The organism is bacterium (assembly GCA_020440705.1).
Taxonomy (GTDB): Bacteria; Krumholzibacteriota; Krumholzibacteriia; order LZORAL124-64-63; family LZORAL124-64-63; genus JAGRNP01.
Genome location: JAGRNP010000028.1, coordinates 26630 through 36520, shown reverse-complemented (window position 1 = coordinate 36520; position 9891 = coordinate 26630). Strand labels below are relative to the sequence as shown.

Below are 9891 nucleotides of genomic sequence, written 5' to 3'. Positions count from 1 at the left end.
GTCCAGGGCGATCTGCGTGGCCAGGGGCTGGCTCGTAGCCGCCATGCAGTGGCGGGCGATGACCTCGCTGCGGGTGGCGAAGTCGCGGCCGGTGATGCGGTCGGCGGCCGGGGCGGGCGGCGGAAAAGTCATTGTCAGCAGGAACCCGAGGAGTAGAATCCGGTTCATCAGCGGCGTGCGGCGCATCGTGGTCGAGCCTCCGGTCGGGGTTGGTCACCACCTGGGCGCCGATCATAACCCTTCGGACACGGGGCGACCAGAACCTTGGCGGCCGCTCCGGCGGAACACGGCGGTGCGCAGGCCTTGCGCCACCGCTCGCCCAGCCCAAACATCGGAGTATCCATGATGCCCATGCGTCCCTTCCTGTCGGCCCTGATCGTGGCCGGTGCGCTCTGCGTTGCGCCCGGCGTCCGGGCCGAGGATCCGGCGGCCGCACCGGAACCGCGTCCGGCGGCCGAGTTCGCTGTCGCCGACTATGCCGGCCAGGTCGTCGTCGTCGATTTCTGGGCCTCGTGGTGCGCCCCGTGCCGCCAGGCCCTGCCCTGGCTGAACGCCATGCAGGCGAAGTACGGCGAGCAGGGCCTGCAGATCGTGATGATCAATCTCGACCGCGAGGCGAAGGCCGCCGCGGCCATGGAAGGGAAGATCGCCCCGGGCATCGCCAGGTTCAGGGATCCGCAGGGCGAACTGGCCGAGGTCTGGGAACTGCAGGGCATGCCGAGCACCTACGTCTACGACCGTGCCGGGAAGCAGGTGGCGAGCCACGTGGGCTTCCTCAAGTCCGACGCCGAGGGGCGGGAGGCCGAGTTGGCCGCCCTGCTCGCGAAGGGAGAGAAGTGATGGAGATCCGCATCTGGAGCCGCCGCGCCGTCCTGGCCGGCATGACCGTCCTGCTCGCGGGGGGCGCCACCGGCTGCGCGAACATGGGCGTCAAGCCGTGGGAGCGCGATCTGCTGGCCAAGCCGGGCATGCAGATCGATTCCGACCCCGTGGTGACGGCCCTCGACGAGCACATCTACTTCAGCAAGGAGGCCTCGACCGGTGGTCTGGGCACGGCGGGGGGTGGCTGTGGCTGCAACTGACGGGGGAGCCGGCCGCTACCGGCAGGCGGGCGTCCGCACCGCCATCGTGGGAGCCTGCGGCCTGCTCGGCCTGGGCGGCAGCGGGGCCGAGGCGACCGAGGTGCGCACGGCGATCCTGGGCTACACCGAGCCCGACCGCGTGAGCGCCTTCGAAGCCATCATCGACGGCAACCACCAGTTCTCCGACGGCAAGATCGTGAACTTCCGCCTGGTGTACGACGCCCTGACCGGGGCCTCGGCCAGCGGCGCGACCCCGGCCTCCTATGCCCAGACCTTCACGCGGCCGTCGGGTGAGGGCAGCTACGTCACCGCACCGGGCGAGACGCCGCTGGACGACACCTTCCGCGACACGCGCGTCGCCGTCAGCGGCGGCCTGAACCTGCCCCTCGGCCGGTTGTCCCGGCTCGGCTTCGGCCTCTACGGTTCGGGTGAGCACGACTACACGTCGCTCGGCGCCAATTTCAACCTCACGCGCGACCTGAACCAGAAGAACACGACCCTGGCCCTGCGCGGCGCGTTTTTCCACGACTCGATCAGTCCGGAGGGCGGGCGCCCGGTGCCGCTGTCGCCCATGCGTCCGGCCTACACGCCCAAGGCGCGCCTGGCGGGCGACGGCACGAAGGGCGTCATGGACCTGGGGCTGGGCCTGACCCAGGTGCTCGACCGCAAGACGGTCCTGCATCTGAACTACACCTTCAGCCACGTCACCGACTACCAGTCCGATCCCTACAAGATCCTCACGGTGGTCGACGCGAGCGGGGATCCGCGGGGCGGAACCGACCCCATGGGGGCCGATGCCTTCCTCTTCGAGAGCCGGCCCGATGCGCGGACCAAGCACGTGCTCTTCGGCCGGGTGGCGCGCCACCTCGGCGAGGACGTGGTGCAGTTCTCCTACCGCTACTTCACCGACGACTGGGGCATCGCTTCGCACACCCTCGACCTGACGTACCGCTGGGAACTGGGCGGAGGCAAGTACCTCAAGCCGCACGTGCGGTACTACGACCAGGCGGGTGCCGACTTCTACCGGCGCTACCTGGTCGACGGCGAGGCCCTGCCCGAGCACGCCTCGGCCGACTATCGGCTGGGCGACATGCACGCGCTGACCTATGGCCTGACGTACGGCCGCCCGGTCGGCGTGGGGCAGGAGTTGACGGTCCGGCTGGAGTACTACGCGCAGATGGGCGAGAGCCATCCGGCCGACGCCATCGGTGTGCTGAAGGACTACGACCTGTTCCCCACGGTGGACGCGTTCATCGTGCAGGTGGGGTACAGCTTCGGCCTGCTCGAATGACCGTCGCGCTCGCGCGGCGGGACGGCCACTGGTGCGGCGTTTTCCGCGCCATGGCCGGACCCTGCGAGGTGCTGCTCGAGGTCGGACGGGAGGACGAGGCCCGCCCCCTGGTCGAGGCCGCCGCCGCCGAGACGCGCCGCATCGAGGCCAAATTCAGCCGCTACCGCGACGACAACGTCATCCACGCCATCAACTCCGGCCAGGGCCGGCCGGTCGTCGTCGACGACGAGACCGCCGGCCTGTTCGACTTCGCCCACCGCTGCCACGAGGTCAGCGGCGGGCGCTTCGACGTGACCAGCGGCGTGCTGCGGCGGATCTGGACCTTCGACGGCTCGGACCGCGTGCCCTCGCGCCGACAGGCCAAGGCGCTGCTGCCCCTGGTGGGGTGGGAGAAGGTGACGTGGGACCGTCCCGCGATCACGCTGCCCGCCGGCATGGAGATCGATCTCGGTGGGCTCGGCAAGGAATACGCGGTCGACCGGGTGGCGACCCTGCTGGCCGAACGGACCCGGGCCGCCGTGCTGGTGAACTTCGGCGGCGACCTGCGGGCGGTGGGCCGGCGTCGGGCCGGCGACGCGTGGCGGGTGGGGGTCGAACAGGCTACGCGCGATGGGTCCGGCCGCGGCCTCGAACTCGCCGTCGGGGCCCTGGCCACCAGCGGCGATGCCCGCCGCTTCCTGCTGCGCCAGGGCGTGCGCTATCCGCACATCCTCAATCCGCGCACGGGCTGGCCGGTGATGCGGGCGCCCCGGTCGGTGACCGTCCTGGGCGAGATCTGCCTGGAGGCGGGGCTGCTGGCCACCCTCGCGATGCTCGAGGGGGAGCGGGCGGAGGAGTTCCTGGCGGCCCAGGGCGTGCGGCACTGGGTGCAGCGCTGACGGGGACGGGGAGCCGGGCGCGCCGCTACATCCGGGGCAGGGCCTGGCGCAGCGCCTGCACCACCTTCTCGGCGTCGCGCTGCCGCAGTTCCTCGTACCGGATCGACCAGATGTGGTCCTCGTAGGCCAGGTTGCGCATCTCGACCAGCAGCTTGTACCGCGCCGGATTGTGGCGCAGCACGCCGAGGTTCTTGCCCGTGGCGCGGGCGCCGGCGCCCATGGCCGGCAGCAGTCCGCGGGCCAGTCCGCGCGACACCGTGTCCGTGCGCGTGGCGTTCTGGAAGTAGAAGAGCGACACGACCTCGCCGAACGCGGGTACGTTGTCGGCGTGGAAGCTGAGGAAGACGGTGCGGTCGGCGGGCGCGTCCCGGAAGGCGCGTTTGGCCACGTCGATGCGGGCGTCGAGGTACTTCTGTCCGCCCTTGGGCCAGGTCGAGGGCCGGTTCCGCCGGTTCCACTCCGCGCTGTTGAAGACCTCGTTGCGGTCGTGCACGAAGGTGCTCGTGACCGGCTCGCTCTGGCGCAGCAGGTGATTCGGGCTGAGCAGGGTCAGCGTCACCCGGGCGCCGTGCAACCGCAGCAGCACGTACACCCGCAGGGCGATGTCGTGGACGTATTCGTCCTCGACGATGTAGAAGGTCTTCCCGTTCTCGTCCTTCCCCTTGACGATCGTGCCCGGATCGATGCCGCCGTGCCCGGGATCGAGCACGAAGTGCCAGCCGGCGAGGTCGTTGCCGAGGGGCTCCATGCGGTCGACGGCGGCCGCGAAGGCGTCCCACAGGCGCCTGGCCTGCCGGTAGGCTTCCGGCGGCGAGATGCGGCTCTCCTCGAAATAGTTGCGGCTCTTCTGCTGGTAGGCCTGGGGGGGGAAGTAGTAGTAGGGGCCGTTGGGACCCTGCACCAGGGGCACGCCCGGCACGGCGCAGCCGAGGAGGTCCTGCCAGGACAGGTCGCCCGGCGTGGCGGCGCGCGCGGTGCCCGGCCGCGGCCGCACGTTCAGCACCTGGCCGGGGTGGATCACCGAGCCGCGCAGATCGTTCAGGGAACGCAGTTCGCTGAGGCTCATCTGGTGCAGCCGGGCGATGCCGGACAGGCTGTCGCCCTTCTTCACCCGGTAGGTGGCCCGCACGGTCGCGGCCGCCCCGTCGAGCTTCAGCTCCTGGCCCACGTAGATGCGGTCGCCGTGCAGGCCGTTCAGTTCCTTCAGGTGCTCGACCGAGACGCCGTAGGCCCGCGCGATCTCCCACAGGGCGTCGCCCTTCTCGACGATGTGCACCGAGGCTTCGGCCTGGCGCAGGCGCAGCTTCTGCCCCACGCTGATGCGGTCGTCGTCGAGGTCGTTGATGCTCTTCAGGCGGGCCAGGCCGAGGCCGTGGCGCTCGGCGATCTCGGAGAGGGTCTCGCCGGGGGCCACCACATGCACGGCCTCGTCGCGGGGCGCCGGGCGCACCCGCAGGCGCTGACCCGGCTGGATCGTGTTGCCCCGCAATCCGTTCCACTGCTTCAGAAGCGCGACGGTCACGTCGTGGGCCTCGGCGATGCCCGTCAGGTGGTCGCCGCCCTTCACCACGTAGAAGTCCTCGTCGATCTGGGGGATGCGCAACTTCTGGCCGATGGCCAGTTCGTCGCTGCGCAGGTCGTTCCAGTCGCGCAGCTGCTGCACCTGCACGTCGTAGCGGCGGGCGATGAGCGTCAGGTTCTCGCCCCGCCGGACCACGTGGGTCTGCCATTCCTGGGCGGACGCGGCCGTCACCAGGACCAGCCCGATCAGGAGCGAAGCGATGCCGTTGCGCAGTGTGTGCCGTTCGATGGTGTCGGCTCCTTGCCGTGACCGGAGGCGATGCCCGGTCGTCCGCTCCGTCTCAGGCGCGCGGCGCGCGCTCCTCCGCCTTGGCGCAGACCCGCTTCACGAGCGGGTAGCGGGCCTTGATGCGGGCGCCCAGGTCCGCGACCAGGGTCTCGATGTCGGCCGCCGCGAGGTCGTCGCGGAAGTCGAGGCTCAGGTTGGCCAGGATGAATTCCGGGCCCATGTGCAGGGTGAGAACCTCGTTCACCCGCACCACGCCGTCAACCCCGGCGGCCATCGCGCGGATCCCGGCCACCGTCTCCGGCGCGGCCGCCTCGCCGATGAGCAGGTCGCGGGTCTCGACGGCCAGCAGCCAGGCCGTCACGCCCAGGATCAGGCCGATGACCACCGAGGCGGCGCCGTCCCACCAGGCCTGCCCCGTGGCCTGGCCGAGGGCGATACCCCCGAAGGCCACGAGGATTCCCAGCAATGCGGCCGAGTCCTCGAACAGGACCACGAAGGTCGTCGGGTCCTTGCTCTCGCGCACGGCGCGCAGGTAGCCGAGACGCCCCTTGGCCCGCCGGAACTCGCGCAGGGCCATGAACCAGGCGGCGCCCTCGAACACGAATGCCAGGCCCAGGACCAGGTAGTTCAGCCGCGGGTCGTGCACCGGCTCCGGGTGCATGATGTGCCGGATCCCCTCGTACACCGAGATGCCGGCCCCCACCGCGAAGATGAGGATCGCCACCACGAACGACCAGAAGTACACCTCCTTGCCGTAGCCGAAGGGGTGGTCGGGGTCGGCGTGGCGCGCGGCGCGCCTGAGCCCCACCAGCAGCAGGCCCTGGTTGCCCGTATCGACCAGGGAGTGGATGCCCTCCGAGAGCATGGCCGAGCTGCCGGTGACCGCCGCGGCGACCAGCTTGGTCGCCGCGATGAGCAGGTTGCCGGCCAGGGCGGCGAAGATCACGGTCCGGGAACCCGAGTGGGCCATCTTCTCCTCCGGGGGGACGCGGGGAACCGCGCCATGATAGCGGAGACCGGCGGCGGGGCCAAGGACCGGTCCGGGCCGCCAGTTGGGAGTTGAATCGCCCCGGGCGGGCCCCTATCATCCGGACCGAATCCCCTCATGCCGCGGCCATCGCGCCGCGTTCCCCTCTCCGGAAGGATCCGACTTGAGTCGCTTCCCCTCCCAACGCCCCGGGCACCCCGCGATGGCGGTCCTCGCCCTGGGGGCCCTGCTCCTGGTGGCGGCCTGCTATCCGGGCGGCCCGCAGGACCTGGACGACATCGGGCTGGTGCTCTCGGTGCGCAACCCCGACGTGAGTTTCGCCGGGCTCGTCAGCTACGGCATGCGCGACACCGTGTCCGTCCTGTCGGACGACCCCGACGCCGAGCCCCTCGACGCGCGCTTCGATCCGGCCATCCTGGCGGCGCTGCAGCGGAACATGTCCGCCCGCGGTTTCGTGCGCGAGGCCGACCCCGCGACCAACCAGCCGGACGTGTGGCTCGAGGTCGGGGCCGTCAAGTCGGACGTGCTGATCTACTGGTCGAACTGGGGCTACTGGGGCGGCTACTACTACTATCCGCCCACCTGGAGCGGGGTGAGCTTCGAACAGGGCACGATCCTGTGGCAGCTCGTCGACCTGCGGGGCTTCGACGCGGGCGACCCGGACGCGGTGGCGCCGGTGATGTGGGTGGCCGGCGTGAACGGGGCCCTCGACTCGTCCAACAACGTGAACGAGACGCGGATCGTGGACGCCATCGACCAGGCGTTCGGCCAGTCCTCGTACGTCATCGCGGCGCCGCCCGTCAAGCTCGCCGGCGGGGAGGTGGTCCGATGAGGAAGCTGCTGATCATCGCCTGCGCGCTCGTCGTCGCGCTGCCCGGCCTGGCCCGGGCCGGCGACGCCTTCGGGGTGTCCTGGAACATCTCCCTGCCCGCCGGGGACACCGCCGACTTCACGTCGGGCCTGCAGTTCCGCGGCGCCAGCCTCGAGTGGCGCAATTTCTACAAGCGCGACACGGCCTTCGGGTTCAGCGGGTCGTGGAACGCGTTCAACGAGGCCTTCACGGGCACGTTCGCGGCGGAGAACTTCGCCGTGACCGGCAAACGCTGGCAGTACGTGAACACCGTCCCCCTGTACCTGACCTGGCACAAGTACCAGGCCGGCGATCGCCGGGGCAAGCGGCTGTACTACGGGTTGAACGCCGGCTTGGCCTACGTCGAGAAGCGCACGACCATGGGCCTGTGGGCCTTCGAGACGAGCGAGTGGCACCCGGCGCTCGCGCCGGAGATCGGCCTGCAGCTGCCGTGGGACGCGTTCGTGGGGACGGTCTCGCTGCGCTACAACTTCGCCTTCGAGACGGGAGACCACGACACCCAGCAGTGGCTCGAACTGCGTTTCGGCTTCGGCATGGACTGACGCGGCGGTCCGGGAGAGCCGCATGTTCAACAGGGATCTGGTCCGCTTCCTGGTGGCCGGCGCCGTGGTCACGGCGCTGGCCCTGCTGGTGCATCAGCTCTGGCAGCGTCCGCATGTCGCGAACGGAGCCGCCGACGGGCCGGACTACAGCCAGGTGCCGGCGACCTGGGTGGGCCGTGACGCCTGCCGCGCCTGCCACGCCGCCGCCGACAGCGCCTGGACCGGCTCGGACCACGACCGGGCCATGCAGCGGCCGTCGCCCGCCACGGTCACCGCCGACTTCGACGGGGCGATGTTCACCCACTTCGGCGTGACCTCGACGTTCTTCCGCCGCGGCGACACCTACCTCGTGCGCACCGACGGCCCGGACGGCGCCCTGACCGAGTTCGAGATCGCCTACGTCTTCGGCTGGTTCCCCCTCGAGCAGTTCCTGATCCGTTTCCCCGACGGACGCCTGCAGGCTTTGAACGTGTGCTGGGACGCCCGTCCGGCGGCCGACGGCGGGCAGCGCTGGTTCCATCTCTATCCCGACGACCCGACGCCGGCCGGCGACCTCTTCCACTGGACCGGCATGCTCCAGAACTGGAACTACATGTGCGCCGAGTGCCACACCACGAACCTGCGCCGCAACTACGACGCCGACACGGACACCTACGCCACCGCGTACAGCGAGATCGACGTCTCCTGCGAAGCCTGCCACGGACCCGGCTCGCGCCACGTGACCTGGGAGCAGGCGGCGGCCCGCGGCCTGCGCCCCCGCAACACGGACGGCCGACGCGGCCTGGTCGTCGATCTGGCCTCGCCCGACACGGGGGCGTGGGTCTTCACGGAGGGCAAGGCGACGGCGGAGCGCAGCGAGCCCCTGGCGAGCCGCGTCGAGGTCGAGTCGTGCGCGCGCTGCCACGCCCGCCGCTCGCCGCTGACCGACGACTACGTCTACGGACGACCCCTGCTCGACCACTATCGCCTCGAGCTCCTCGAAGAGAACCTCTACGCGGCCGACGGCCAGAACCAGGACGAGGTGTACGTCTACGGCTCGTTCCTGCAGTCGAAGATGCACGCGGCGGGGGTGACGTGCAGCGATTGCCACGACGTGCATTCGACGCGGACGCGGGGCACCGGCAACCAGGTCTGCGCCCGCTGCCATCGCGCCGAGGTCTTCGACACGCCGGCCCACCACTTCCACCAGCCGGGCAAGGGGGGCGACAGCTGCCTCGACTGCCACCAGCAGGCCCGCAACGTGATGGTCGTCGACGCCCGCCGCGACCACGGTTTCCGCATCCCGCGCCCGGACCTGAGCCTGGCCCTCGGCACGCCCAACGCGTGCTCGGACTGCCACGCCGACAAGCCGGTCCGGTGGGCGCAGGACGCGATCGTCAACTGGTACGGCGCCGACCGCAAACAGGGGCCGCACTTCGCCACGGCCCTGCACGCCGGCCGCACCGGCGCGCCCGGCGCCGCCGAGAAGCTGTGGGCGCTCGTGCGCGACCGCGGGCAGCCGGGCATCGCGCGGGCGACGGCCCTGGAGCTCGTCGCCGGCTACGGACCGACGGCCGGCCGCCCCGAACTCGTCGCCGCGCTGGCCGACACCGATCCCCTCGTGCGCGCGTCGGCGGCCCGTTCGCTGGCCACCTCGCCGGTGCCCCAGCGGGTGGCGCGCGCGCTGCCGCTCGTCGACGACGAGGTGTTCGCGGTGCGGCTGGCCGCGGCCCGGGAAGTGGCGCTGCTGCCGGACGCCCTCACGTCCACCGCCGATCCGGCCGGGATCCGGACGGCGCGCACGATCTGGTCGGCCTACCTGGAGCGGAATCTCGAGCGGCCGGAGACCTGGCTCGAGCGGGCCGCCTACGACGAGGCGCGGGGGCGGGGGCCGGCGGCCGAGGCGGCGTTCCGCCACGCCGTGGAACTGGCGCCGGCGTTCGGTCCGGCCTACGTCAACTACGCCGACTTCCTGCGCCGGGCCGAGCGGCCGGCGGCGGCCGCGTCGGTGCTGCGGCAGGGGCTCGCGGCCGCGACCGATCCGGCCGAGCTGCACCACGCCCTGGGACTGCACCTGATCCGCACCGGCGAGCGCGACGAAGCCCTGGCCGAACTGGAACGCGCCGCCGCCATGCGGCCGCAGGCCGCGCGCTTCGGCTACGTGCTGGGCGTGGCGCTTTGGGACGCGGGCCGCCCCGAGGCGGCCCTCGCGGCCCTCGGTCGGGTCGTGGCGGATCATCCCTGGGACGCCGACACCCTGAACGCCCTGGCCCTCTACGCCCTGGAGGCCGACCGGCCCGCCGCCGGGCTGCCGGCGGCCGAGAACCTCGCCCGGCTCTTTCCCGCAGAGCCTGCGGTCCGGGACCTGCGCGACCGGCTCCGGGCGGCATCGAACGCCCCGAAATCCCAGCGCTAAACCGGACTATTCGGCGCTTCTTTCCTTTGACGTC

Annotated in this window: 10 protein-coding genes; 7 read left to right on the top strand and 3 right to left on the bottom strand. The window is 71.4% G+C overall.

Annotation, left to right across the window (positions count from 1 at the left end; all coding sequences use genetic code 11):
* Positions 1 to 186, bottom strand: a 186-nt coding sequence (locus KDM41_06580) for a gamma-glutamyltransferase (protein MCB1183080.1), incomplete at its 3' end; no start/stop codon positions are given.
* Between the two features lie 165 nt (positions 187 to 351).
* Here KDM41_06580 and KDM41_06575 point away from each other — a divergent pair.
* From KDM41_06575 to KDM41_06560, 4 genes are read left to right on the top strand one after another with little or no spacing between them, the layout of a single operon-like run.
* Positions 352 to 840, top strand: coding sequence for a TlpA family protein disulfide reductase (locus KDM41_06575; GenBank protein ID MCB1183079.1), 489 nt, complete (start codon positions 352 to 354; stop codon positions 838 to 840).
* On the top strand, positions 840 to 1082 hold the full coding sequence (locus KDM41_06570; protein ID MCB1183078.1) for a DUF4266 domain-containing protein: 243 nt from the start codon (positions 840 to 842) through the stop codon (positions 1080 to 1082). Before KDM41_06575 ends, KDM41_06570 begins: the two co-directional genes overlap by 1 nt.
* Positions 1069 to 2373, top strand: a complete 1305-nt coding sequence (locus KDM41_06565) for a DUF3570 domain-containing protein (protein MCB1183077.1) — start codon at positions 1069 to 1071, stop codon at positions 2371 to 2373. The genes KDM41_06570 and KDM41_06565 overlap by 14 nt, the downstream gene beginning before the upstream one ends.
* Positions 2370 to 3251, top strand: coding sequence for an FAD:protein FMN transferase (locus KDM41_06560; GenBank protein ID MCB1183076.1), 882 nt, complete (start codon positions 2370 to 2372; stop codon positions 3249 to 3251). The genes KDM41_06565 and KDM41_06560 overlap by 4 nt, the downstream gene beginning before the upstream one ends.
* A gap of 25 nt (positions 3252 to 3276) precedes the next feature.
* Here KDM41_06560 and KDM41_06555 read toward each other — a convergent pair whose 3' ends face one another.
* Positions 3277 to 5004, bottom strand: a complete 1728-nt coding sequence (locus KDM41_06555) for a LysM peptidoglycan-binding domain-containing protein (protein ID MCB1183075.1) — start codon at positions 5002 to 5004, stop codon at positions 3277 to 3279.
* A 109-nt stretch (positions 5005 to 5113) separates the two neighbouring features.
* Positions 5114 to 6031, bottom strand: a complete 918-nt coding sequence (locus KDM41_06550; GenBank protein ID MCB1183074.1) for a cation transporter — start codon at positions 6029 to 6031, stop codon at positions 5114 to 5116.
* A 181-nt stretch (positions 6032 to 6212) separates the two neighbouring features.
* Between KDM41_06550 and KDM41_06545 the strand changes: the two genes are divergently transcribed.
* Genes KDM41_06545 through KDM41_06535 form a run of 3 tightly spaced genes read left to right on the top strand, consistent with a single transcriptional unit; the run spans position 6213 to position 9857 of the window.
* Positions 6213 to 6881, top strand: a complete 669-nt coding sequence (locus KDM41_06545; protein MCB1183073.1) for a DUF4136 domain-containing protein — start codon at positions 6213 to 6215, stop codon at positions 6879 to 6881.
* Positions 6878 to 7462 carry a hypothetical protein gene (locus KDM41_06540; GenBank protein ID MCB1183072.1) on the top strand — a complete coding sequence of 195 codons (585 nt, stop codon included), beginning with the start codon at positions 6878 to 6880 and terminating at the stop codon, positions 7460 to 7462. Before KDM41_06545 ends, KDM41_06540 begins: the two co-directional genes overlap by 4 nt.
* 22 nt (positions 7463 to 7484) lie before the next feature.
* Positions 7485 to 9857 (top strand): hypothetical protein, encoded by a 2373-nt coding sequence (locus KDM41_06535; protein ID MCB1183071.1) that lies wholly within the window; start codon positions 7485 to 7487, stop codon positions 9855 to 9857.
* The last annotated feature ends 34 nt before the right edge of the window (positions 9858 to 9891 follow it).

Excerpts from the sequence above, each read along its gene's own strand:
- KDM41_06535 (MCB1183071.1), top strand. The coding sequence starts at position 7,485 with ATGTTCAACAGGGATCTGGTCCGCTTCCTGGTGGCCGGCGCCGTGGTC.
- KDM41_06550 (MCB1183074.1), bottom strand. The coding sequence starts at position 6,031 with ATGGCCCACTCGGGTTCCCGGACCGTGATCTTCGCCGCCCTGGCCGGC.
- KDM41_06540 (MCB1183072.1), top strand. The coding sequence starts at position 6,878 with ATGAGGAAGCTGCTGATCATCGCCTGCGCGCTCGTCGTCGCGCTGCCC.
- KDM41_06575 (MCB1183079.1), top strand. The coding sequence starts at position 352 with ATGCGTCCCTTCCTGTCGGCCCTGATCGTGGCCGGTGCGCTCTGCGTT.
- KDM41_06560 (MCB1183076.1), top strand. The coding sequence starts at position 2,370 with ATGACCGTCGCGCTCGCGCGGCGGGACGGCCACTGGTGCGGCGTTTTC.
- KDM41_06570 (MCB1183078.1), top strand. The coding sequence starts at position 840 with ATGGAGATCCGCATCTGGAGCCGCCGCGCCGTCCTGGCCGGCATGACC.